This is a genomic window from Priestia aryabhattai (assembly GCF_023715685.1).
Lineage (GTDB): Bacteria > Bacillota > Bacilli > Bacillales > Bacillaceae_H > Priestia > Priestia aryabhattai_B.
Genome location: NZ_JAMBOQ010000004.1, coordinates 182,740 through 206,148, shown reverse-complemented (window position 1 = coordinate 206,148; position 23,409 = coordinate 182,740). Strand labels below are relative to the sequence as shown.

Here is a 23,409-nt window from a genome sequence, read left to right as displayed (position 1 = left end):
CAAATATTATCTTATGATAAATCTCAATGCAGGATGTGTCAATAAATTGACAGCCTGATATAAAGAGGGAAAGTGTGCCCATTCGTTCAAGGCTGCGTGTGAACTTTGTGAACATTCACATTCAGTTCTTCTTTCATATTCAGCATCACGCCCGCCATTGGAGCAATAGACTCGGGCTTAGTAAACTGAAATAAAAAGCGCTTTGTCATTTCTGAAAGAAAAATAGTTACTATTTCAGTGATATAGTCCATGCCCCTTTCCGCTTGATGCTCAATCCCAAGCGGCATATACATATAGCTTGGGACATCAATGGACCCTCCTTTTTCAAAACGGTCAGGTAAAAATTCGCTTGGCTCTAAAAAATAATCTTCATGGCGATGCATCATATAAGGGCTAATTAACATAATCTCCCCTTTTTTAATACTATAACCATTTATCTGTATATCTTCACGTGCTTGACGCCCAAATAGCCAAAGAGGCGGATACAACCTCATGCTTTCAGCAATTATTTTGCGCATATAGGTCAGATTTTTGGTTGAAAGTGATTCGCCGCTAGCATAGGCTTGAATTTCTTTATGCAGCTGAAGATGTTCCCTAGTATTTTGAGACAGTAAATGAATAGACCAGCTGCATACGTGCGTAATCATTTCATACATCGAAAGGAATATAGAATTTAGCTGTTCGTATATTTCTCTTTCATCGATGTCTTCTCCGCAAGAATTCAATATATACTGCAGTAAATCATTCTCTTCGGTTTTGTTTTGAACACGCATTTGAACACATTCAAAAAGAAATTGTTCTAGCTGCTCATCTGAGTCAGGCTGGTGCAAAGGTAGACGAATATAAATTTTGCCTAACTTTTCTTTTTTTCTCCTAAGCGCTTGAACATAGTGAATTTTATCTTTATCCTCAATCGAAATGCCAAATACAAGTTGAAGGAGTACAGCTACGACTATCTGTCTAATGTCTTTTACTATTGTTCGAAGCTGCCCTTTTTCCCACGTTTCCGTATGCTTTTCAATTATTTTTGCGATTGCTTCCTTATTATAGGTTAGATGTTGTTTAAGTTGTGAGGGTTGAATGGGGCTCATATATAATGCTTCATCTGTCCATAACATTTCTTCACCTAGTAGCGTTTTAAACATATGCGTTAATTTAATTTTTTGAAACGCCTTGCTGTTTGTAATGACTACATCTTTAATAATTTGAGGGTCTCTCGTTACATAAAAGCGCTTGTGCGCAACTCTAAATGTTGCAATTTCTCCATACTGAGTCAAGTTTTCCAAAAAACCCAGTGGGTTCTCTCTAAACTTTTGCAGGTGACCGGTAAGCTTATACGACGAGGGGCCCTGTATAACCGGCAATGTTATCACTCCTTTTCTGAAAATGCGGGACTTAAACAAATAAAAGAGTAGTCCACTAAAGACTACTCTTTTTCACACAAAGATATGCTATTGATTTTCACAAAAAAACTTACTTATTATTCCATATTAATCCATACGCTTTTAACTTCAGTGTAATTATCAAGCGCATAGCTTCCCATTTCACGACCAATTCCTGACTGTTTATAACCTCCAAACGGGCTTGCTGCATCAAATACGTTGTAGCAGTTCACCCAAACTGTACCCGCTTTAATACCATGAGCAATATAGTGTGCTTTCTTTAAATCCTGTGTCCAGACGCCTGCTGCTAGACCATATGCTGTATCATTTGCTTTGGTAATCAAATCATCAAGATCGTCAAACGGCATAGCAGCTACAACCGGACCGAAGATTTCTTCACGAGCAATCGTCATAGAATGATCGACATCTGCAAAGATAGTCGGCTCTACGAAATAGCCTTGATCAAATGGAATGTTTCCTCCTGCGAGTACTTCCGCTCCTTCTTCAATTCCTTTATCAATATAGGTTTTCACTCGTTTTTGCTGCTGCGCAGATACAAGCGGGCCCATTGTTGTCTCATCTGCTAATCCATTCCCTTGTTTAATAGATTTCGTTTGAGAAACTAAATCAGCTACGACATTATCATATAAGCTTTTTTGAACATACAGACGACTTCCAGCACAACATACTTGTCCCTGATTAAACATAATACCTGAAAGCGCACCAGGAACTGCTTTTGTTAAGTCTGCATCCGGCAGGATAATGTTTGGTGATTTCCCTCCAAGCTCTAACGTCACACGCTTTAAGGAGTCGCTAGCTTGTTTCATAATTGCTTTTCCGACAGCAGTAGATCCCGTAAAAGCAATTTTATCCACGAGATCATGATGAACGAGCGGCTCACCTGCTGTTTTCCCGTAGCCTGGCACAATATTTAATACGCCTTTTGGGAACCCAGCTTCATCGGCTAGTCGAGCTAAGTAAAGTGCAGAAAGCGGCGTTTGTTCTGCTGGCTTGAGCACAATTGTACATCCAGTTGCCAAAGCAGCTCCGAGCTTCCAAGCGGCCATTAAAAGCGGGAAGTTCCACGGAATAATTTGGCCAACAACTCCTACTGGTTCATATCTCGTATAGTTAAAATACGCTCCTTGCACAGGAATAGTTTGTCCAACCATTTTAGTTGACCACCCAGCAAAGTAGCGGAAATGTTCAATTGCTAATGGAATGTCTGCATTTGATGTTTCACGAATTGGTTTTCCGTTATCAAGCGTTTCAAGCTGCGCAAGTTCCAACTGATGTGTTTCCATTAAATCAGCTAATTTATAAATGAGTCGGCTTCTTTCAGCTGCTGACATCTTTGTCCAAGGTCCGTGATCGAATGCTTCTCTAGCCGCTCTCACGGCACGATCAATATCCTCTGGATTTGCTTCAGCTACATCTGCCAACCTTTCACCCGTTGCTGGATTCACCGTTTCAAACGTTTTTCCTGAAACAGAGTCTACCCACTCACCGTTAATGTATAGCTGTTTAACTCCTTTTAAAAACTCCACTACTTTCGGACTCATTTCAACTTTTTTCGCTCCAAGATTTCGCATCAAATACATACCTCCCCACTAATTTCGAAAACGCTAACAATGAATATTTTACCATGTTATCTAGTAAAATCAACAATTTTGCATACAATATTCTGAATTTTTCTACATGTATTCTAGTTATTTAAAACTTATCTTACTAGTACAAATGTCGAAAGAGGCGCAACGCTTACTATGTTTCCTTTCACCGTACGAAGCGTTTTTGTTCCCGCCTGCTCACCGTCAACAAGTAATCTCCACGTTCTGTTAGAAGGCAGATGAACCGGTTGAGCTTGTTTATTTGCATTATGAATCACCATTATTTCGTTTGCTTTATCTTTATTGGCTTTAGCATTTAACGTATAACCTACTACGTTTGCTGGTGCATCAACAAAGCGTAAATTTTGATGAATGGCTTGTGCACTCGTCATTCTAAATGACGAATATTGCTTTCGAAGCGCAATAAGTCCCTTCATATAATCTACTTCTTGGCTGAAAGCTGCTCGGCGCTTCCAATCTAACTGATTGACAGAATCGGGAGACTGATAGCTGTTATGATCTCCGCCTTTTGTTCTCATAAACTCTTGACCTGCATGTATAAAGTTAATTCCTTGGGATGTTAAAATAATTGAAGAAGCAAGCTTATGCATTTGCTTTCTCGTTTGTTCCGTGTCAGCAGGGTTCGTCAGCTGAAGTTTATCCCATAACGTATGGTTATCGTGTGCTTCTACATACGTGACAACTTGATCTGGATCTTCATACGTGGCAGTTGAACGATCATAATCTATTCCAGCTGCTATACTTTGCTGTATGAGCTTTTCTTGTCCTTGTTTTCCATTAACAAATCCGTTTTCCTGATCAAAAAACACGCTGCCTTTAAGACCATCTCGCATACCGTCATTAAAGTGAGCTATGCGCTTCATATCCTGAGCGTTTTTCTGGTTAGCTTTTAGCTTAGCATCAAGCTCGGTTCCTAGATCCCAGCCCTCTCCTAGTACGATAATGGAAGGATCAATTTTATCTAACCTCTTTCTCACTTCATTCATTGTCTTAGTATCATGAATCCCCATTAAATCAAATCGAAACCCGTCAATATGGTACTCTTTTGCCCAATAAGTAACAGAATCTACAATAAACTTCCGAACCATTTTCCGTTCAGAAGCCGTGTCGTTTCCAACACCCGTTCCGTTGGATAGAGTTCCATCTTCTTTATAACGGAAGTAGTAGCCTGGAACTAATTTATCAAAGCTATGCTCACTCACTGCATACACATGATTATAGACAACGTCCATTACCATACGAAGCTGCTTGTCATGAAGCGTTTGAATCATTTGTTTGAGCTCAATAATTCTAGTCTTAGGATTATATGGGTTTGTTGAATAGGAACCTTCTGGGACGTTATAATTTTTCGGATCGTATCCCCAGTTAAACTGCGGCTCGTTTAATTTGGTTTCGTCCACCGTACGATAATCATAAATAGGCAGGAACTGAACATGCGTTACACCTAAGTCTTTAATATAACTGAGTCCTGTTTTTACTCCATTTGGTCCTTGCGTATTCCACTCCGCTACGCCTAAATATTTTCCTTTATTTTTGATACCGCTCTCTTTTTGAGACGATAAATCTCGTACGTGCAGTTCATAGATAATCGCATCTTCTGGATTTTTAAATTTCGGCTTATTCGTACTCCACTTTCTCGGGTTTGTCTTAGCCAAATCTACGACAACTCCACGATCTCCATTCACTGTTGTTGCTCGTACATATGGATCAACCGCTTCGTTCCAGCTGTTCCCAATTTTTACTTTGTACGTATAAATTAGTTCATCTTGATTTCCTTTTAACTCCGCTTTCCACGTTCCTTTTTCACTTTTAGTCATAGAAATTTCTTTTACAGCTTTCGAGTTCCATGACGAATAAGTCACTAGCTTTGCTTCGCTTGCGGTTGGAGCCCATACGCGAAAATTTGTTTGTTTCTTAGAATATGTGTTTCCTAAATCATTTCCGCTATACGCATACTTTTCATCAAATTCTTTCGTGCGAACGACATTTCCATTGACTACCTCAGCTGATCCGTATCCTTTTTGCTTAACTCTATACGTTTTTGTAACGTCCAGAGGCTGTTTTGTTATGATTTTAACCTTAGTAGTAACAGAGTCTCCTCCATCTTTACAAGGTATCACTTTCTCAATGTGAGCTCCGTCAATTTCAATGTCTCCTAAGCTCTTAGAAGAGTCAAACGGTACGTTTGTTTCTAAGGTAATTTGATTAAATGTATCCATAGTCGCTTTCGTGATTTTCCGAGTGACATCTACTCTAGCTCTATCATAATAAATTCGATTTTGCCCTTGAACAATCCATACTTCTACATTTCCATCTTTACCAATCTTGGTAATAAGGCGGTCTCCTCCGTCTTTATTTTCCCAATCGTTGTCACTAGTAGAATGGCGTACAATAAAACCAATTTTGTCAAATAAATTACCAGTTTCACTGTTAATTGTGTAAGTTGCTCTCTTCCCAAAATTCGTGTCTTCCGTAAATTCGATTTGCTTGCCTTCTTTTTCATCACCTGGCCATGTCCAAATGTTCCACCCGCTGTAATCTCCGTCATACCGATGATAATTTAAGGTAACGTTTACTTTATCAAACTTCGGTAAATCTCGGTATTCACCGTCAGGAGGAGACGTATATGTATGTTCATCTCCGCTTTTCACCCATACTTCTCCTTCACCGTTCTCCACTGAAATGAAGTGGTCTCCTCCATCTTTTTCCCACGACTCTGTTCGAACAATAAAACCTACTTTGTCATAAGTACCGGGTAATTCAACTTCCGCTACTTTTCCAAATTGATCTTCTCCTGTAAATGCGTAAGGCTTCCCTTCTCCGCCTTCAGGAAAAATCCATAATCCCCATTCCTTTGTATCGTTTGAAGCAGGCTGATAGTGAATCGTGATTTTTGTTGCGTCTGCCGAAGATGCAAACGATTGCATAAATGGGCTAAAAAAAGAGCTTACTAGTAAGAGTAAAGCCGTCAGTACCATTGCATATTTAATCCAACTACGTTTCAATGAAAACCCTCCCGTAAAATAGAGTACGTACACATTTTTCACTATAACCTTTTTTGAAAGCGTTATCATAAGTATTTTTTCCTATTTTATGTGAATAAAGAAAAAAAATCCATAGTTAACAATGTTAACTATGGATGCCCCATCTCTTTTACACTTCTGCTGTTTCAGGGGAGATTGTTTGATCGTTGTATACGTTTGTATCTAGTTCTTTTGTTAATTTACTAGTTACGACTCCGGCTGTCATGCTTCCACTTACATTAAGCGCCGTACGCCCCATATCAATCAATGGTTCTACTGAAATTAATAATCCTGCTAGCGCTACTGGCAAATTCATAGAAGATAATACAAGCAAAGCCGCAAATGTAGCTCCTCCGCCAACACCTGCTACGCCAAACGAACTAATTGCTACAATGGCAATTAACGTGAAAATAAATGAAGGTGTTAAGGGATCAATACCTACCGTTGGTGCAATCATAACGGCTAACATGGCTGGATATATTCCAGCGCATCCATTTTGACCAATTGTAAGACCAAATGAACCTGCAAAATTCGCAATTCCTTCTGGAACCCCTAACTGTCTCGTTTGTGTATTAACGTTCAAAGGCAATGCTCCAGCACTTGTACGGGAAGTAAAGGCAAACGCCAATACAGGAAATACCTTCTTAACGTATGTGATCGGATTTACACCTATGATTGTTAGAATAAGTAAGTGAACAATAAACATAGCTGCCAATGCGACATATGATGCTACAACAAATTTTCCAAGTTTAACAATCGCATCAATATCACTCGTTGCTACTGTTTTTGTCATAATTGCAAGTACCCCGTAAGGAGTTAAACGAAGAATTAGCGTCACTACACGCATTACAATTGCATAAAGCGTATCAATAATTTTTGAAAATAACGCCGCTTCCTCAGCCTTTTTACGCTTCACACCTAAATACGCAATTCCAACAAATGCCGCAAAGATGACAACGCCAATCGTAGAAGTTGAACGTGCGCCTGTTAAATCAAGAAACGGGTTAGCTGGTAATAATTCTACTACTTGCTGCGGGATTGTTTTTGCTTCTAAACTAGATAAATTGTTTTCTAAGTCCTCTCCGCGCTGAAGTTCAGCTTCCCCTTTTGTGATTTGGACAGATTCTAAATTAAAGCTCGTCGTTGTAAAAATACCAATAGCAGCTGCTATCGCTGTTGTGACAAGCAAAATTCCAATAATTAAACTACTAATCTTTCCAATATTGCTCGTTAATTTTAAACGAGTGAATGCCGCTACAATCGATACAAATACAAGCGGCATGACAATCATTTGAAGAAACTTAACATATCCGCTTCCTACAATGCTAAACCAATCGGCTGTTAGTATCGTTACTTGATGAGTCGGACCATACACCCACTGAAGAGCAAAGCCAAAAATAATCCCTAGTCCAAGCGCCGTAAACACACGCTTTGAAAATGATACATGTTTTTTCTGCATCATAAACAGCCCTGCAAGCAATGCCAGCATAATAAGGATGTTTAGAATGACTAATAAGTTATTCATAGATGTTCCCCCTGTAATTTTCTCCATAAATTATGTCTATATTACTTATAATATAACAATACCAATAAGTCAACTAGGTTTTATAGTTTTTCCAAAAGACAGTTTTTTTCGAATAATCTTAACAAAATAAAAAAAGCTAAGGATTTTCCTTAGCTTTCTACTTTACTCTTGTATGTACTCCAGTGTTCTTTTGCTCCGTTATCAGAGATAGTCTTTTTTTCGTCACATCGGATGTACTACATTTATATATACGATTACATTTCATATAATTCATTTAGCCATTTTACAAACAAATGTCTAGGTAATTCTAGTTCGTGAAGCTCAACATATTGAATATCAGATAGAGTCGTTCCTCTAGCCATATAAAAGTACCACTGCCAGCCAATATCTTTAGCAATAGCATAGGATTTAGCTAGGTCTTGCCTATTGTCTGCCCGCTGCATATCATTCATCCACTGCGTTTCATCCGCTTCGTACTCGTAATAATGGAGAGTATATTTATCACACCAATAAGCAAGGTCTTGATGGGAAAACGGATTTTCTCCGTCACATACTTGAAGCAATAGCATTCTTAAATTTTCCGGTGTATACGGTAATATAATTTTTTGATCTGCACGTCTCATTTTGCTACCTTCCTGACATGTTCGTTTCTTTTATTACATCATGTACGGCTGCGTTTAGCAATAAGAAATGGATGACGTTTTCATTACTTTTCGTTTACAACATTTCATTTACTTGCGAAAACGGCCGTATCTTTGACATACAGAGGCAGTCCAATTTTAACAATCGTCCCTTTTTTCTGTTCACTCTCAATCTGCAGGGTACCGTGATGATCATGAATAATTTTGGAGCTGATTGTTAATCCAAGCCCCATTCCTTTTTCTTTTAAAGTAAAAAACGGTTCTCCTATATGTTCTAGGCGGTCTGTAGAAATTCCTACTCCTTCATCTCTAACTTCTATACAAATATGATCATCATGCGCTGTTTTGATTGTAATATAAATATTTCCAGGCTTATCCATGGCTTCGATTGCATTTTTAAAAACATTAAGTAATACTTGAATAAGGTGATTTTTATTTCCATACACACTAGCGTTTTGTGTTTGTTCATCGTATAGGAAGTCAATGTTTTTCAATAAAGCTTCATGGGAAGTTAAACTCATTACATACTTAACCGCTTCTGTAAGAGAAAACACGCGAAAATGTTCACTTTCAGGCTTTGACAAAAGGAGCATTTCACTGACAATACCATTAATTCGTTCCAGCTCATCAAGCATGATATTAGCATACCCTATCGCGGATCGGTCTGTTTCTTTCATGAGCTGAACAAACCCTTTAATACTCGTAAGTGGATTTCTAATTTCATGAGCAATTCCAGCAGCTAATTCGCCTACTACAGACAGCTTTTCCTTTTTTATCAGAAGCGCTTCTGCAAGCTTTTGCTGAGTAATATCTCGTCCAATCGTAATAAGAGCTTTTCTTGAGCCATCATCAAAAAATACAGGTATTTTAATAACATCAAATGTTTTGACGTCACCGTTCGGTATTTCAAATGCTTCTTCCGTGCGTACTTTTTCCTTTTTTATCCAAGCTTCTTCATCCGATGAAATACAGTGTAAGAAAGCGGCTTGAAAGAAAGGCACAAGCTCCCCAAGTTCTGCATCTGTTTTACCTTTGTAATCAATACCCTTTAAATGATAAAGTTCTCTTCCAAAATCGTTCACCGCCACCCATTTGCCAGCTCCATCTTTAAAACAAATAAAATCTGGCATTGAGTTTATTAATGTAGCAAGCTGATACTGTTCATCAGACACCTGTGTATGAAACGAACGCTTATGAAGTAAATAAATTGTGCCAGCCGTTATGCCCACTAGTAAAATATCTTTTATTAAACTGCTAAGAGCGTATGCTCCTTTAAAAAATGCCATTGTTTGAAAGACGATGTACACCCCTACAAGCAGAAGACCTGCTATCGCCACTGCTTTTCGTACACCCTCCCTATTTTTTATCAATATTTCCCACCAGCCTTTGTTTTTTACGTTAACACCCTCTATGTCTCATCAATTAAGTTCTGAAGATTCTTCTTACTTTTAAACTAGTTTACCTTATTTTTTTATTCTTATCTAATACCTTTTTTTATTACTTTTGACACAGTTTCTTTTATCCCCTTTATTTGTTTCCATATTTTCATTTTAATTGAATTATTTTCTCTATCAAAATAGGAATTTAGATACGGAATAATCTGGAACATTTAGGTAATAATACTCTTTTTTGTATTTTCTTAATATTATAAATTCGAGTAGTGTCAACTATATCGATAAATTTAGGGGAATTTTAATGAAAAAAACCGTGATTTCTTTGGCTGTAGCAACAAGTTTGACTCTATCTTTTACAAGTGTACAAGCTTCTACTTCTGCAAATGCTTCTCACAATCAAAATTCCGAACAAAAAGTATGGAAAAAAGTCAATGCTGAGAAAATTTATCAAGACATTGCGTATCTCTCAAAAAAACCTCGTGTGGCAGGGACTGAATCTGAACTTGAAGCTGCTACATTTGTTCAAAAGTGTTTGTCTAAAATAGGCTATCAAAGCGCAGTAGAATCTTTTACATTTACCGGTTACACGCCAGCAGCTAGTTTTTCACTAAGCGTGAACGGTACAAGCTACTCTCCAACAACTTTTACTTATAGCACCAATGGAAATGTTACAGCTGAAATTGTAGATGGAGAGCTGGGTACAAAAGATAATTTGGCAAACAAAGATGTGAAAGGTAAAATTGTATTAGTTCAGCGAGGCTCTATTACTTTTGGTGAAAAGGTATTAAATGCTGCTGAAAAAGGTGCTGCAGCAGTCATTATTTTTAACAATACAGACGGTGAGCTAAACGGAACGCTTGGCGGCGCTAATGATAACTACATCCCGTCTCTTGCTGTTACCAAAGAAGAAGGTGAAAGAATTCTTACTTCTATTCAAAAAGGCGAAAAGCCTTCAGGTACAGTAAAAATTGAAGGAGCTGTCGTAAGTGAGCGAACATCTTATAATGTAACCGCCACTAAATCTTCTACTTTTAAGAAAAAAGGAACAAATGATATTATTGTAGTAGGTGCTCATCATGATTCTGTGGCCGGGGCGCCTGGGGCAAATGACGATGCTTCTGGAACAGCAATGGTGCTTGAATTAGCTCGTGTATTTAAAGCTCTTCCTACTGATACAGAACTGCGATTTGTTACATTCGGAGCTGAAGAAGTAGGCTTACTAGGATCCGAGCATTATGTTAGTGAGCTATCTGAAGATGAGAAAAATCATATTGTTGGAATGTTTAATTTAGACATGGTAGGAAGTCGAGATGCGGGAGATTTGGTGATGAATACAGCTGATGGAACACCAAACCTTGTCACAGAATTAGCTCAAGCTTCAAGTACAAGATTAAATGGGGAACCTACGCCATTCCAAGCTGGCGGCCGCAGTGATCACGTTCCATTTGCAGAGGCAGGAATACCGTCCGTTCTATTTATTCACAGTCCGTCTGAACCTTGGTATCATACGCCTGAAGATACCCTTGATAAAATAAGCAAAGAAAAACTTCAAGATGTGGCTGAGATTGTTGGAACAGCTATTTACGATCGTGCTCGTCCCGACCATCAAGGTTCTTCAGTTAAAAAGAGAGCAACATTTAAAGCTCCTCATCTTTATCACGAGCAAGATGTCAAATAATAATCTATCCCTGTTATTCATACATGACCAAAAAAGAGATGTTTATGCATCTCTTTTTTTGATAAGCAGATTTCTCAAGGTTTTAAATCTATTATGCTACAATTATTATAGAGGAACCTCACTTATTGCTTACATAAAAATTTTGAACAAAAGAGGTGTATTTTTTGGATTTTACGGTAGACTATTCAATTCTTTTATTATCTATTCTCCTTGTCATAGGGGTACTTACTGCAAAGTTCTCTACTCGCCTTGGGGTCCCTTCGCTTGTACTCTTTATTATTGTAGGAATGGTTGTTAGCCACTACATCTATTTTGACAATGCTCTTTTAGCACAAGGATTCGGAATATTAACGCTTATCATTATTCTTTTTGATGGGGGCGTGCAGACCAAATGGAAAGATGTCAAACGCGTTGTTCGCCCTTCCGTTTCATTAGCTACTTTCGGAGTCCTCATTACCACAGTTTTAACCGGTGTACTTGCCAAATATATTTTAGGCGTTACTTGGCTTGAAGGCTTTTTATTTGGGGCAATCGTTGGCTCCACAGATGCTGCAGCCGTGTTCTCTGTACTAGGGACACAGAATATCCGCCAAAAACTAAACTCCACACTAGAAGCAGAATCTGGTTCCAATGATCCGATGGCCATCTTCTTAACCGTTTCTATTATTGAATTAATTCAACATCCAGACGCTCCTATCCTCTCATTAATCCTTAATTTCTTTTGGCAAATGGGAATCGGACTGTTACTTGGTTTAGTACTTGGAAAAGCATCCGTTTGGATTATTAATCGAATTAATTTGGATTCTTCAGGACTTTACCCTGTGCTTACATTGTCATTGGCTGCCTTAACCTATGGAATTTCCACATTTGTAGAAGCAAGCGGTCTACTCGCTGTATATGTAATGGCAGTGGTAGTAGGAAATGCAGATCTAACTTATCGTCATACAATTGTCCGCTTTAATGAAGGTTTTGCATGGATGATGCAAATTTTAATGTTTATTTTACTCGGCCTTCTTGTCTTTCCTAATCAACTGCTAGATATCATTTGGCAGGGTATACTATTATCTCTTTTACTTATGTTTGTCGCTCGTCCACTCGGCGTATTTCTTTCTATGATGTTTGCTAAATACTCATCCCAAGAAAAGCTGTTTATTTCTTGGGCCGGTTTAAAAGGAGCTGTTCCAATTGTATTGGCTACTTATCCTATGATGGCAGGTTTGGAGAACAGCACGCTCATTTTTAACGTCGTTTTCTTTGTCGTCTTAACTTCCGCTCTTCTTCAAGGAGCAACAATCGCTCCTTTAGCCAAATTTCTAAACCTTTCTCAAGGTGAAAAAGAGACGGTTCCTCACAGTCTCGAGCTTGTTTCGATGGGTAAAACTAAAAATGAAATGATTGAGTTGAAGCTGGTGGAACATGCAGATATATCAGGAAAATCGCTTGAAGAACTTCATCTCCCTGAAGATATTTTAGTGACTGCTGTTATTCGAGAGGATAAATTACTTACACCTAGAGGTAATACACAAATTTTTGCAGGTGATACATTATATATTCTTATTTCGAAGAAAAAACGGGATAAAGTAAAAGCGTTTTTTCAAAAAAATACGTCTGATGTGGACGAAAGAGAAGGAAAAACCAGCTAAAAAAATAGCTAAAGCTTTTAATAGAAAAACAGCACCCACTTATTGAACGGAGTGCTGTTTTTGCTGCTGCATCAAATAAAGAGATTTATAATTGGGGTGATGTTTCAAAAGTTCTGAGACCGTTACAAATTTATATCCCTCTTCCTTTAACTTCGGTAAAATTTGTTTTAATGCTTCAATGGTTTGAGTTCGATCTCCTCCAGTATCGTGAAACAACACAATATCTCCTGACGTAGCATGATTAAGTACTTGACTTACAATTTTACCTACACCTGGATTCCTCCAATCAAATGTATCTTGATGCCAAGACCACAGAATAACGGTATACTGCTGATTCTTAGCAGCTTTTACTACCCGGTCATCATAATAGCCAGTAGGTGGACGAAACAGGTAAGGTTTTATTCCCGTAATAGCTTGTATACATTCATCCGCTTTTTCAATTTCCTGTTCAATTCTCTCTACTTCCTGGCCCCTTACTTTCAAATGGCTATATGTATGATTAGCAAGCTCATGACCTTCACGAACTTCTCTTTGAGCAAGCTTGGGAAACAACGTTATTCGGTCGCCGACTACAAAAAAAGTTGCTTTAGCTCCGTACTTTTGCAATAAATTTAAAATAGTCGGTGTATATTCAGGGTCTGGCCCATCATCAAACGTAAGTGCAATTAACTTCTCATCTTTCATGGGAACTTCCCACACGATATCTCCTTTTTTTTCATAATAAAATCGGCTCTTCTTTGCAGCATCCACCTGAATACCATAGAAATTAATGGAAATAATAATGATAATTGACAAGCACCATTTCACTCAATGACCTCCTTTTTTGTCTAGGTATGATTCATGCGTATTGTCAATAAAAGCTTTAATACCAACTGCAAATAATCGTTCATCACCCAAACACACGCGCTGTTGACGGCGATTAGCTGCAGAAGTTGATTTACGGTTTTTCATAGTCTTCTCTCCATTACTAATTGATTGTGTTTTTAGCTTTACCAAAAAATCAAAAATAAACCTACAGGTTCCAACATGGCGAAAACATTTTTATATAGTGATTACACGCTGTCTAGCGTTTTGAATAGGAGATATATACATGCGAAAATTTTATTTAGCTTTTCTGTTAATGATAAGCGGAACCATGGTTATACTGCCTTCTGTTAAAGCAATCAGTGAAAGTAACGAGAAACATCAGCATTTCACCGTAAGCGAACAAGGATATTCTATTTCATTGCCTAATGAATATACGCTTCAAAAAGAAGAAGATGGAAAAGATATTCTTTTTTCAAACAAGACTCCCTATACGTGGATGCGAATTGAAGTCCTCTCTGGGAAAGAAAGTGCAAGCAAATCATATCTAGATTGTTCAAAAGAATTGTTTGATGACCAGTTTGGAAAATCGTTAAAAACTTCTTCTACATCCCTATTTATTCAACCCGTTTTGTTTGCTTCTACAGCTGGGAGTAAAAAAGAAACGGCAAAGCTATATGTATTAAGAGAAACAAAGGGGCACCCTGCTTTAAAAATCACGATGGTTACGGCTAAAAATTCTGATGATGAAAAAAAGTTAATTTCAATTGTTAACTCAGTAAAAACGCACGAATGAAAATAGATAAGGAAGCCGCTATGAAAAAAAAGATATTTCTTGTTTGCTTTATATGTTTGGTGAGTGGCTGCTCAACTGCTTTTCATGAAGACCTTATCAACACACAAGAAGAAACTCTAAGAGAACGCTTGCCACAGCAAAAATTCACCTATCCTTACAAAGGAAGCAGCAGAACAGATGTGGGTTATCTTAAAAGGAGCACGAACCAAAACTATACGCTTTACGTACTAGAAGGATACGAGTTTACCGAAGAAGAGCCTCGAAAAGATGTTATTTACAATAAAAAAAATGATGCTTTGTGGATGCGTATTGAAGTGTTTCCATCAAATAAAAGTGTAGAGGAGCTCAATAAAGAAACAAAAGAAATTTTAAGAGCTGGTTTTTCGGAAGTGACTTCCCTTGATACACACCTCATTCACCATAATTTAGAGATAGAAGCTGCGTACGAAGCATCAGATGATAAAAGTAACGCATATGGTTTTCTTGTTCGAAAGCAAAATCACCAGCCTACTTTCCGGTTAACTATCTTTGCTCCTAAATCCGAAAGAGAGTTAACTCCGTTTTTAGAAATGGCGAAAACGCTTCAAAATACGTAGATAGATTTAAAAAAGTCGGTTTACAAAGTGTAAACCGACTTTTTCTCTATTTTAAATCTAATAATTTGGTTTTTAAGTCTTTCTCCATTTGATATAGCTCTGATTCTGCCTCAGTACGCTTCGTACGTCCTTCTTCTTGAATCTTTAGTACTTCTTCTAACGTGGTAATCAAATCGGACTGCGTTTTTTTCAATGTTTCGATATCGACGATCCCCGCTTCGTTTTCACGAGCTACTTCAATCGTATTCTGCTTGAGCAGCTCTGAATTTTTAGTAAGCAAGTCATTTGTTGTCTTAGATACTTGCTTTTGTGCTTCCATTGCTTTCTTTTGGCGTAATAAAGTGGTTGCGATTACCACTTGATTTTTCCAAAGTGGAATAGCCGTTAAAATGGAGCTTTGGATTTTTTCCACAAGGGTCTGATTAACTTCTTGAATTAATCGAATCTGCGGTGCACTTTGAATCGCAATTTGACGGCTCAGTTTTAAATCATGCACTCGTTTTTCTAGCCTATTGATAAATTGATTTAAATCATTGACCTCCTGAGCCATCAAATAGTCATTTTTTTGAGTTGCTGTTTGCTGAAGCTGGGGCAGCGTTTCATTTTGCAACGCCACTAGCTTGTATTCTGCCGCTGCAATGTAGACGTTAAGCGCCTCGTAAAACTGTCTATTTTTATCATATAAGCTATCGAGCATCGTAATGTCTCGATACAGCATTTGTTTTGAGCGCTCTAACTTATCTGCAATTTTATCAATTTCAACATTAATGCTTTGATATTTTGTTAATAAATTTTGAATAGGCCTAGAGACTCCTGAAAACAATCGACCGATGACTCCTTTTTTCTTTGCAGAAAAATCATCGGGATTCACTTGGCGAATCTTACTCATCAAATCTCCTATAACGTCTCCTACTGGTCCCGTATCTTTCGTTTGAACATGCTGTAGTACGGATTGAGAAAACTGAGATAGTTCTGACTGAGCTGCTACCCCGTACTGTAAGATAGCCTGCTGATTTTTATAATCAATTTGATTTGCGATTTTCTGTGCTTTTTCCTGATATTCCGGTGTCAAATCATCGTATGTGTTTCTTTTTGCAGCGCGAGAGTCTGATTGTAACTGTGGAGTAGGCGACGCAAAAGGGTCATCAAGAAGCGCATCTAACGAGTGATTTTGATCATATTCTTTCATCATAAATCCCATCCTTTGCATTTACATTACTTTGTACGATTAGTAGCTGTCGGTATATATGGCTGCTCCTCTTCAAATGCTTGTTTTAGCACTTTAAGCTCTACATCTAATGTCAGTTTATCTTGTGAAAGTGCATTTGTTAATAAATGCTCATACTTCCCTGATAACCCGCGCAGCATATCTTCCGCTTCATGAAGACTTTCTTTTACTTCTATGCTTTTTGTTGGTTTTGATAATAAAAACATATACCTTTCAATAACGGTAACCGTTGATTGTAAGTAGTTCGTAAAAAACGGCTGAACGTCTTTATATCGTGCGGGCTCTTTTTCTACCATTTCAATGATGCTTTTGCCTACTTTGTATAGTTTAGAAAGTTCTGTCCACATATGAACAGATCGAATTTTAAAACGATAGCTTCCAATGGTTCTTAACTGCTTTCTTGCCTCTTTCACTTGATGACGAACGTATGCAATTTCTTCTCTATACGGATTTTGATAATGACGTCGAGCACTACTCATAATAAAAAACAGGCTCATCACGATCATGACTCCTATACTAATGCCAAAGGATTGAATAATCGTGGTATTAAATCCAAAATAGCTGACCGGAACGGCTACTGCTCCTGTTGCCCAAATGGCAAGAATCTTTTTTATTATTCGAACGACTTTCATCGCTTTCACTCCTATCTTAAATGTGACCGAACTTTTAAACGTATACATATTATACCATTGTCTTCCCGTCTCTTAAAACGATTACTGTTATAATTTATATACGGATAAAACCCTTAAAAGTTTCACAAAACAAAAAAACAGGCAGCTTTTATAGCTGCCTGTTTCTTTATTGATCTTCGCGCTTGTTGTAATCATACTTCGAACGTTCAATTGGTTTGAACCCTTCTGGTGTATGAAAGCGGAGTAAGTCTCCGTAAACAAGTTTATCTGATAGTTCTAGCTTTTTCTTAACTAGCTCATCATACTTATCATACTGTTTCGCTTCCTTATCTGAAAGCTGCTTGCCCGTTGCATTATCATACACTTTTTGATCAACTTTTGTTACCTTCGGTGTAACAAAGTCACCGTTACGGAAAGGTACAACTTGCTGATGTTCTTTTGATAATAAGTCTGTACCAAAGTCAATATAGTCTTTTGTATCAAGACCTAATAAATGCATCACTGTTGGGCGAACATCTACATCTCCACCATACGTATGATTTACGCCGCCTTTAAGACCTGGTGAAGTAATGAATAATGGTACGCGCTGCAGTTGAGCTTGTTCAAAATCATTGATGTTTTTACCCATTACTTTGCCCATTGCGCGCTTATGGTTTTCAGAAATACCGTAGTGGTCACCGTACATCACGACCATCGTATTGTCTGCTAAACCAGAGGCTTGCAAGTCCTCAAAGAATTGCTTGATTGATTCATCTAAATAACGAGCCGTTTGGAAGTATTGGTCAACTGACTTATCTCCCGTATTGTGAGGTTCAATCGTTTGGTCTTCCTTATCTAGCGGATAAGGGAAGTGGTTTGATAACGTAATGAACTTCGCACTAAATGGCTGCTTTAAGCCTTTTAGATACGGCATTGATTCTTTGAAGAATGGTTTATCTTTTAAACCATAGTTCAGCGTATCTTCTTCTGACATGTTGTAATAAGCTGAATCAAAGAATTTCTCTACACCCATTGATTTATACATTTCATCTCGGTTCCAGAATGATTTCCCATTCCCGTGGAACACAGACGTTGTATAACCTTGCTGATCTAAAATACCAGATAGCGACTGATATGTGTTATTTGCTTTTGTTGTAAATACAGAACCTTGAGGTAAGCCGAATAATGAGTTCTCCATCATGAATTCTGCATCTGACGTTTTACCTTGCCCTGTTTGATGGAAGAAGTTATCGAAATACAATGTGTTCTGATCTTTTAATAGTGAGTTCAAGAATGGCGTTACTTCTTCACCATTTAACTTATAACCAATCATAAATGACTGAAGTGACTCTAATGAAATATAGATAACGTTTTTGCCTTTTGCTTGCCCAAAATATTCTTTGTTCGGCTCAGCATATGTTGCTTTTGCATAGTTCTCTACCTCAGCCACATCACTGCTATCTGCTAGCGCGCGCTGTGCTGAAGATTTCGAGCTTTGGATGATATCATAAATCGTATAGTTATACGTTCCTAAATATTTTACTAAATAGTTGCGGTCAAATGTTCTCGTTAATAGTTGAGGACGATCCATTTCCGCTAGTGCGATATTGGCACTTAAGAATAAAATCCCTGATAAAAATACACCTGTCACAGTACGTCGACTAATTGTTGCTGGTAAGTCAACTTTTTTCCATAGTACCAAAACTAAAAGAATAAAGAAATCTGTAAAGTATAAAATATCAGTTGGGCTAATTAAAGCCATGGCACTGCCGCCTAATTGACCAAAATTGTTTGACTGAGTCAATACAGGAACAGTAATAAAATCATTAAAGAAGCGATAGTATACTACATTTGCGTACAAGATGAATGAAAGTAAAAAATTCATTCCAAGCAATGCTCGTACTTTTCCGCGCCCTTTAAATAGTAATGCGATGGCAAAAAAGAAAATTGCTGAACCAATTGGGTTTATGAAAAGTAAGAACTTTTGCATAAAATTATCTAGCCCTAAGTTAAATTCGATACGATAAACGGTATACGTTTTAATCCAAAACAACAAAACTGCAATTAGAAATAACGGCAGCTGTTTCGAAAAAATATTTTTACCGTTTGTCATGAGCTGTTTCATATTCCCACCTCTGTCTCTATTGAAATTTAAGCTCACTTTTATTTTTATAGTAATTGTAAAAATAAATCTCCCTTACAAAAAATGTAAGAGAGCTAATCTGTTCTTTCACATTTTAACTCTTTTAAAAAAATTGTCAACACCACCACGTATAATTTTCACCAAACGTGAGAAAATAACTACTTTCTTATTCCCAGCTCTATCGGCTTTTAAACACAAATGTATCCTGCGCTTTTTTCTTCTCGCTATTTAATACGGACAGCTTCTCTTTAGGTTTCAATATTTTATATTTATTTTTTATTTTGTCCAATATACATATAAATTTAACACTTGCCTTAGTTTCCCTTCTACTTTACAAGAGAATGCATAAAAGCACTTGTGAATATTTGTTATATCACTACCTCTTATTTTCTTTTCTTTCTACAGTAAACCACATATTTTGAGTCATTTCTTTCTTTAAATATGAAAAAAATGTGTCAGTTTGCATCGAAAATTTTTATTTTTTTACCTTTTTGTTTATAATATAAATTATAAATATTATTTGAAATTTCAGATCTTTTTAACGTCTGATCTAGAAAGTGCATTTTTTATATAAAATTGGAATGAGTACGGGCTATGCATGCTTGTATACCTAAAAGTTTAAACGTCTTACATTTTTATAAAGGAGAAAAAATGAAAGAATGTATTGTTTTCATTACAAATATTATTAATGTATTACACGACGGATTAATTTATATTTTTTATTTACTAGGATTTTCTCTTTCAGATAAAGAACTTCACTTCTGGATTATTGGTATTATTGGACTGCTCACGTTTTTAAGCGTTTATATGATTTTTAAATTATTGTCAAAATGGAAATTTAGTATTACAGCTATTTCTTTTATCTATACCCTCACCGTTATGCTTGTCTTAGTTTTTGCTATTGAAATTCAGCAAGGAATTACCACTCGAGGTAATATGGAATTTGATGATGCCATAGCAGGTTTATGGGGATTTTTAGTCTTTTTTAGTATTTATATCGCCTTTGCTTCTTTTTTTCTTTTATCCAAGAAATTATTGTCTTCGAATAAGGAGAAAAAAATAAAAACCGAGGCCCCTACTCGGAGCCAAAGGCACGTTAATTAATTTCATTTGAGTTTCAAAACGACTTGATGAATTCGTATTCGATTATACCGTTGAACCAAAATAAACGGTACGTTTGCAACCATCGCATAAATAACCATCCAAACACCTATAGACGGAGAGTTCCATATAAAAAAAAGAATAGAAGGAAGTATGCTAATCCAGTGAGTTAACTCTGCTCGATTTGTTTCAATTAAAAAAAGCTGTGCATATTCCTTCGTTCTACTCTCCCATTTCTTTTTGTAAAACCCTCGTTTAAATAGCTTTCCTGCATCAGGAAGCCACGTTTTCCATCGGTGTACCCCTAGTTTCTTATATATTCCAACTGTTTCCCAGCTTTGAATCTTAAACAGCACAAGGTTCTTTTTTAAATAAAAGGTAGAAATTTTTGTACATCTGTAGGCGATGAACATGTGAAGCACAAACCATGCCATGATATTAATTAAGAGCTGAGCACCTGTCATTTTATCACTTTCTTCTTTTTTCTTCTTCTATAGATATGCTGCGTTCTTTCCATTTAACTTGCTTTCTCACCGTTGTTTGGATGAAAGACCATACGAATAGACCCAGAAAGAACAGCACATGAATAGGAAATAAGCACAAAGAAAAAAAGGTAAACGAACCTATTTTTCTTAAGCTATTAAATAAGAGACCTACAAAGCAAGCATAACTGCTAATTGCCAAGCCTGCATGTTGATTCCATAGGGTAGGTAAAAAAAGGACATAATTAATCATGCTAGTAAGCCATAAACTTACTAGAAATAAATAAATGGCTTCCGTTTTCCCTGCACCTGAAGCAAAACTTTTGCTCCATCCTCTTATAAGGTTCTTCATACCATTTGGATACATGCGCATGGAAAGAGCTCCTTGTCCACTCATACATGTAATAAATTCACCTTGTTTGTTCATTTTCTCAACCAGCTCCATATTTTCAACCACTTCTTTTTTTATCCCTTCGTGGCCTCCGCTTTGAAAGTAGAAGACTGTGCTGCAAAGCAAGCACTGCCCGAAACCGACAGAAGGGCTTTTCCAATTTTTAAAGAGATGAAAAGCGCCAATCGATGCAAACGTAACATAGTGAAATAAAGCAGAAAACATTTCATAAGGCCTCTTAACAAGATGATAAGGATGAACCGACAACACACCCCCTTGCTGTTGATAATAGAAAAATATTTTTTCAATTCCGTCTTTCTCTACCGTAATATCAGCATCTAAAAACAAGAGCACTGAGCCTTTTGCTTCTCTTGCTCCATTCCAGCATGCCCATGACTTTCCTAGCCATCCAGCTGGAAGTGCCCCCGGGTGCATTACTTTTACGCCAAATGCTTTGGCTACGCTCTCAGTATTATCTGTCGAGTTGTCATCTACAACAATCACTTCAAAGACAGCATTCTGTAGTTGGAGTGACTGCAATAAGAAGGTAAGATTTCTTTCTTCATTTCTAGCGGGAATAATAATGGACAAACATGACATATCATTTTTTACTATTTTTACACGTTTAAATGTAGGGATAGTGATAACAAGCGTACCCGTCAAGACAAGAGCAACCAGTAAAAAAGACATCCCTTTCTCCTTTCCTTCACGTATGAAATTTAGCGAACTGGACAAAATAAAAAGTTGTAGACCTATTTTTATTTTTCGTGAAGTCATTTTATACACATTGTCGACAACTCGCTTTTGTTTTATAAGGAGGAAAAAAATCGAAAAAGAAAGTAATTGTTGTAGGCGCAGGTTTAGGTGGTCTGTCAGCTGCTATTCGTCTTTCAGCTGATGGATATGATGTAACAGTCGTTGAAAAAAGCGAGCGAATTGGCGGTAAGTTAAATATTCGCAGCGACAAAGGATTTTCTTTCGACACGGGTCCTTCTATTTTAACAATGCCGTGGGTGCTAGAGCAGCTGTTTGAAAGTGCAGGCCGCAATATCCACGACTACTTAACAATAGAACGAATTAAGCCTCAGTGGAGAACTTTTTTCCAAGATGGAACACAAATTGATTTGACCAGCGACCTTCCCAGCATGCTTCAGCAGCTTCAAGAGCTTGCTCCAGAAGACATTGAAGGTTTTTTTGACTATTTATCTTATGTAAATAAAATGTACGAATCGAACTTAAAAAGTTTTTATAAAAAAAGTTTATCTGGACTGCATGATTTACGAACGATGCACACGTTAAAAGAACTGCTTCAAATGGATCCAATGAGATCTATGGACGCTACTACACGCAAATATTTTTCAAATCAACATTTGCGTCAATTGTTTAATTTTTTAATTATATACATTAGTTCTTCTCCTTATCATGCACCGGCCGTATTAACACAGCTTGCTCACGTTCAGCTAGGATTGGGTATTTATTACGTAAAAGGCGGAATGTACAAAATTGCTGAAGCTATGGATAAGCTTCTTCAAGAACTTGACGTCACTGTGCATCTAAATACGCCAGTAAAAGAAATTACGACAAGCGGAGCAAAAGCAACTGGAATTACACTAGAAAACGGCGAAAGTCTATCAGCGGATATTGTGGTATCTAATTTAGAAGCAATTCCAACTTACCGATATTTATTAAAAAATCATGAGCAAGCAGCTAAGCAAACTCCGCAGTTTGCAAAATTTGAACCTACTGTTTCTGGCCTTGTTCTTTTATTAGGAGTTAACAAACAGTATAAGCAGCTTCAACATCATAATTTCTTCTTCTCAAAAAACCAGAAAGAAGAGTTTGATACAATCTTTAATAAAGGTAAAGTAGCAATGGATCCGACAATTTATATTGGCGTATCATCTAAACCAGACCCTACGCAAGCTCCTGAAGGAAAAGAGAACCTGTTCGTTCTTACTCATGTACCTCCTTTAAAAGAAGGAGACGACTGGGCTGCATTAAAAGACCGCTACCGTGATATCGTATTGAAAAAACTTGCGGCAATGGGATTAGAAGGATTACGTTCAAGCATTGAATTTGAATATACGTTTACCCCTACTGATATCCAGGAGCTTTACGGTGCTAATGGCGGGTCCATTTATGGCGTAGCAACTGACCGCAAGAAAAATGGAGGTTTTAAAATTCCGGCAAGAAGTCAGCTTCTCTCTAACCTTTATTTTGTAGGCGGCTCTACACATCCTGGAGGCGGTGTGCCAATGGTCACATTATCAGGTCAGCTTACAGCCGATGCTATTAATGAAGATTTTCATCTTCCGCGTATTCAAAAAGATATTGGATAATGAA

Annotated in this window: 19 protein-coding genes; 6 read left to right on the top strand and 13 right to left on the bottom strand. The window is 37.3% G+C overall.

The features are described 5' to 3' along the window. Positions 1-86 precede the first annotated feature (86 nt). From M3225_RS19605 to M3225_RS19580, 6 genes are all read right to left on the bottom strand, one after another. The gene (locus M3225_RS19605; protein WP_251396408.1) at positions 87-1,373 is read right to left on the bottom strand and encodes a cytochrome P450; all 1,287 of its coding nucleotides are present in this window, start codon (positions 1,371-1,373) and stop codon (positions 87-89) included. 107 nt (positions 1,374-1,480) lie between these two features. Further along, on the bottom strand, positions 1,481-2,974 hold the full coding sequence (locus M3225_RS19600) for an aldehyde dehydrogenase family protein (RefSeq protein ID WP_251396877.1): 1,494 nt from the start codon (positions 2,972-2,974) through the stop codon (positions 1,481-1,483). A gap of 128 nt (positions 2,975-3,102) precedes the next feature. Beyond that, a complete protein-coding gene (pulA, locus tag M3225_RS19595; protein ID WP_251396407.1) occupies positions 3,103-6,084 on the bottom strand; it encodes a type I pullulanase in 2,982 nt (993 codons plus the stop codon). 79 nt (positions 6,085-6,163) lie between these two features. After that, entirely contained in the window at positions 6,164-7,558 is a 1,395-nt protein-coding gene (locus tag M3225_RS19590; protein WP_251396406.1) for an L-cystine transporter, read from the bottom strand. A gap of 254 nt (positions 7,559-7,812) precedes the next feature. Beyond that, positions 7,813-8,181 (bottom strand): hypothetical protein, encoded by a 369-nt coding sequence (locus tag M3225_RS19585; protein ID WP_251396405.1) that lies wholly within the window; start codon positions 8,179-8,181, stop codon positions 7,813-7,815. 104 nt (positions 8,182-8,285) lie between these two features. Then, positions 8,286-9,569: an ATP-binding protein gene (locus tag M3225_RS19580; RefSeq protein ID WP_251396404.1), complete on the bottom strand. Its 1,284-nt coding sequence runs from the start codon at positions 9,567-9,569 to the stop codon at positions 8,286-8,288. A gap of 325 nt (positions 9,570-9,894) precedes the next feature. Here M3225_RS19580 and M3225_RS19575 point away from each other — a divergent pair, with 325 nt between their 5' ends. Beyond that, complete coding sequence (locus tag M3225_RS19575; RefSeq protein ID WP_251396403.1) at positions 9,895-11,271, top strand: M20/M25/M40 family metallo-hydrolase; 1,377 nt, start codon at positions 9,895-9,897, stop codon at positions 11,269-11,271. 164 nt (positions 11,272-11,435) lie between these two features. After that, positions 11,436-12,914, top strand: coding sequence for a potassium/proton antiporter (locus tag M3225_RS19570; RefSeq protein WP_251396401.1), 1,479 nt, complete (start codon positions 11,436-11,438; stop codon positions 12,912-12,914). Between the two features lie 39 nt (positions 12,915-12,953). On the opposite strand, the gene M3225_RS19565 is transcribed toward M3225_RS19570, so the two are convergent. After that, a complete protein-coding gene (locus tag M3225_RS19565) occupies positions 12,954-13,721 on the bottom strand; it encodes a polysaccharide deacetylase family protein (protein ID WP_251396400.1) in 768 nt (255 codons plus the stop codon). Beyond that, entirely contained in the window at positions 13,722-13,865 is a 144-nt protein-coding gene (locus M3225_RS19560) for a hypothetical protein (protein ID WP_251396398.1), read from the bottom strand. 139 nt (positions 13,866-14,004) lie between these two features. Here M3225_RS19560 and M3225_RS19555 point away from each other — a divergent pair, with 139 nt between their 5' ends. After that, positions 14,005-14,514 carry a hypothetical protein gene (locus M3225_RS19555; protein WP_251396396.1) on the top strand — a complete coding sequence of 170 codons (510 nt, stop codon included), beginning with the start codon at positions 14,005-14,007 and terminating at the stop codon, positions 14,512-14,514. Between the two features lie 20 nt (positions 14,515-14,534). Continuing rightward, a complete protein-coding gene (locus tag M3225_RS19550) occupies positions 14,535-15,110 on the top strand; it encodes a hypothetical protein (protein ID WP_251396394.1) in 576 nt (191 codons plus the stop codon). A 46-nt stretch (positions 15,111-15,156) separates the two neighbouring features. Here M3225_RS19550 and M3225_RS19545 read toward each other — a convergent pair whose 3' ends face one another. The 3 genes from M3225_RS19545 to M3225_RS19535 all read right to left on the bottom strand — a co-directional run bounded on the left by M3225_RS19545 (position 15,157) and on the right by M3225_RS19535 (position 19,074). Next, entirely contained in the window at positions 15,157-16,302 is a 1,146-nt protein-coding gene (locus M3225_RS19545) for a toxic anion resistance protein (RefSeq protein WP_251396392.1), read from the bottom strand. 23 nt (positions 16,303-16,325) lie between these two features. Continuing rightward, positions 16,326-16,970, bottom strand: coding sequence for a 5-bromo-4-chloroindolyl phosphate hydrolysis family protein (locus tag M3225_RS19540; protein ID WP_251396390.1), 645 nt, complete (start codon positions 16,968-16,970; stop codon positions 16,326-16,328). A gap of 166 nt (positions 16,971-17,136) precedes the next feature. Further along, positions 17,137-19,074, bottom strand: a complete 1,938-nt coding sequence (locus M3225_RS19535; RefSeq protein ID WP_251396389.1) for an LTA synthase family protein — start codon at positions 19,072-19,074, stop codon at positions 17,137-17,139. Positions 19,075-19,743: 669 nt separating this feature from the next. Here M3225_RS19535 and M3225_RS19530 point away from each other — a divergent pair. Continuing rightward, the gene (locus tag M3225_RS19530; RefSeq protein ID WP_013056728.1) at positions 19,744-20,196 is read left to right on the top strand and encodes a hypothetical protein; all 453 of its coding nucleotides are present in this window, start codon (positions 19,744-19,746) and stop codon (positions 20,194-20,196) included. A gap of 2 nt (positions 20,197-20,198) precedes the next feature. On the opposite strand, the gene M3225_RS19525 is transcribed toward M3225_RS19530, so the two are convergent. Together M3225_RS19525 and M3225_RS19520 are read right to left on the bottom strand one after the other, a co-directional pair. Continuing rightward, entirely contained in the window at positions 20,199-20,657 is a 459-nt protein-coding gene (locus tag M3225_RS19525; RefSeq protein ID WP_251396386.1) for a glycosyl-4,4'-diaponeurosporenoate acyltransferase CrtO family protein, read from the bottom strand. A 4-nt stretch (positions 20,658-20,661) separates the two neighbouring features. After that, on the bottom strand, positions 20,662-21,756 hold the full coding sequence (locus tag M3225_RS19520; RefSeq protein WP_251396384.1) for a glycosyltransferase: 1,095 nt from the start codon (positions 21,754-21,756) through the stop codon (positions 20,662-20,664). A 152-nt stretch (positions 21,757-21,908) separates the two neighbouring features. Between M3225_RS19520 and M3225_RS19515 the strand changes: the two genes are divergently transcribed. Then, entirely contained in the window at positions 21,909-23,405 is a 1,497-nt protein-coding gene (locus M3225_RS19515; RefSeq protein WP_308215762.1) for a phytoene desaturase family protein, read from the top strand. Positions 23,406-23,409: the final 4 nt, after the last annotated feature.

Excerpts from the sequence above, each read along its gene's own strand:
- M3225_RS19550 (WP_251396394.1), top strand. The coding sequence starts at position 14,535 with ATGAAAAAAAAGATATTTCTTGTTTGCTTTATATGTTTGGTGAGTGGC.
- M3225_RS19525 (WP_251396386.1), bottom strand. The coding sequence starts at position 20,657 with ATGACAGGTGCTCAGCTCTTAATTAATATCATGGCATGGTTTGTGCTT.
- M3225_RS19600 (WP_251396877.1), bottom strand. The coding sequence starts at position 2,974 with ATGCGAAATCTTGGAGCGAAAAAAGTTGAAATGAGTCCGAAAGTAGTG.
- M3225_RS19545 (WP_251396392.1), bottom strand. The coding sequence starts at position 16,302 with ATGATGAAAGAATATGATCAAAATCACTCGTTAGATGCGCTTCTTGAT.
- M3225_RS19590 (WP_251396406.1), bottom strand. The coding sequence starts at position 7,558 with ATGAATAACTTATTAGTCATTCTAAACATCCTTATTATGCTGGCATTG.
- pulA (WP_251396407.1), bottom strand. The coding sequence starts at position 6,084 with ATGATAACGCTTTCAAAAAAGGTTATAGTGAAAAATGTGTACGTACTC.
- M3225_RS19520 (WP_251396384.1), bottom strand. The coding sequence starts at position 21,756 with ATGTCTTTTTTACTGGTTGCTCTTGTCTTGACGGGTACGCTTGTTATC.
- M3225_RS19535 (WP_251396389.1), bottom strand. The coding sequence starts at position 19,074 with ATGAAACAGCTCATGACAAACGGTAAAAATATTTTTTCGAAACAGCTG.
- M3225_RS19530 (WP_013056728.1), top strand. The coding sequence starts at position 19,744 with ATGAAAGAATGTATTGTTTTCATTACAAATATTATTAATGTATTACAC.
- M3225_RS19560 (WP_251396398.1), bottom strand. The coding sequence starts at position 13,865 with ATGAAAAACCGTAAATCAACTTCTGCAGCTAATCGCCGTCAACAGCGC.
- M3225_RS19575 (WP_251396403.1), top strand. The coding sequence starts at position 9,895 with ATGAAAAAAACCGTGATTTCTTTGGCTGTAGCAACAAGTTTGACTCTA.
- M3225_RS19585 (WP_251396405.1), bottom strand. The coding sequence starts at position 8,181 with ATGAGACGTGCAGATCAAAAAATTATATTACCGTATACACCGGAAAAT.
- M3225_RS19555 (WP_251396396.1), top strand. The coding sequence starts at position 14,005 with ATGCGAAAATTTTATTTAGCTTTTCTGTTAATGATAAGCGGAACCATG.
- M3225_RS19540 (WP_251396390.1), bottom strand. The coding sequence starts at position 16,970 with ATGAAAGTCGTTCGAATAATAAAAAAGATTCTTGCCATTTGGGCAACA.